Source organism: Nonomuraea sp. NPDC003201, from assembly GCF_053590415.1.
Genome location: NZ_JBSFTC010000771.1, coordinates 1 through 1,145 on the forward strand (window position 1 = coordinate 1; position 1,145 = coordinate 1,145).

The window sequence follows — 1,145 nt, forward strand, 5'->3', positions numbered from 1 at the left end:
GGCCGGCACCGGTCAGGGCGGCGGCGACCCCGAGCGCGGCGCCCGGGCGGACCCGGCCGGACGGGATCGGGCGCTCGGGCCGCTCGATGGCGTCGGCCTCGCGGTCGGCCCAATCGTTGAGCGCCATGCCCGACCAGTACATGAGCACCGAGGCCACGGCCAGCCCCGGGTTCGGGCGGCGTCCCGCGGCGACCGCACCCGCCATGGTGTCGCCGGGCACCGACAGCGCGGCCGGTGCGCGGACCAGCTCCAGCAGCGCTCTCACGACAGCTCCTCGGCGAAGGCGAGCAGGCGGGCGTACTGGGCGGCCAGGGCGTGTTCGCCGGTGCCCAGGGGGTTCTTGAAGAAGTAGCCGAGCTCGGGGAGCACCCCGCTCCGTCCCTTCTCATGCGCCCGCGCGACCAGCCGGGCCAGGTCCAGGACGAGGGGGGCCGCCAGCGCCGAATCGCAGCCCTGCCAGGTGAACTGCAGCGCCATCCGCACGCCGAGAAAGCCCTCGAAGGTCACGTGATCCCAGGCGGTCTTCCATTCTCCCAGGTCAGCGACGTAGTCGATGTGCGTCCGCCCCTCGACGGGCTCTCCCACGACCCCGGCGACGACCTGGTCCTTGGAGAGCTCCTTGCTGGACCTGGCGGCCGGATCGGCGAGCGTCGCCCCGTCGCCGCCACCGAGCAGGTTGAGCCCTGACCAGGAGCGCACGCGTAACGCCCGGTCGGCGAACATGGGCGCCAGGGCGCTCTTGACCAGGGTCTCGCCGGTCTTCCCATCGCGGCCCGCATACGGCAGGCGCCGCAGGCCGGCGAGTTCCGCCAGGGCGGGCAGGGTGGGCCCGGTGGACGGGGTGAACTCCACGTAGCCGCACCCGGCCTGGAACGCGGCATAGGCGTACAGCGAACTCGGCGGCAGGACATCGTCCCCCGCGGCGAGCCGCTCCTCCAGATCGGCCAGCCTCTCGAACTCCGGGCGCGGGCCGACCGGGGGCTCGGTCGACGACACGTTGACGACGACCACTCTGGCCAGCCCGTGCCGGGCACGGAAGTCGGCGATGTCCCCAGCACGCCGATGACCTCGACAGGGCCACCGCCTTCTACCGCGACGTGCTGGGCCTGCGGCACATCGCCACCTATCGGCCGCCCGGGCTGGCC

General features: G+C 73.6%; 2 protein-coding genes and 1 pseudogene. 1 reads left to right on the plus strand and 2 read right to left on the minus strand.

The genetic code is table 11. The annotated features are described in order from the left end of the window. On the minus strand, positions 1–205 hold a 205-nt coding region (locus ACWDX9_RS63525; RefSeq protein ID WP_449973489.1), incomplete at its 3' end, for a UbiA family prenyltransferase. Positions 206–261: 56 nt separating this feature from the next. Further along, complete coding sequence (locus ACWDX9_RS63530) at positions 262–1,011, minus strand: inositol-3-phosphate synthase (protein ID WP_449973488.1); 750 nt, start codon at positions 1,009–1,011, stop codon at positions 262–264. A 71-nt stretch (positions 1,012–1,082) separates the two neighbouring features. On the opposite strand from ACWDX9_RS63530, the pseudogene ACWDX9_RS63535 reads away from it, so the two are divergent. Further along, positions 1,083–1,145: pseudogene (locus ACWDX9_RS63535) on the plus strand (hypothetical protein); the annotation flags it as partial.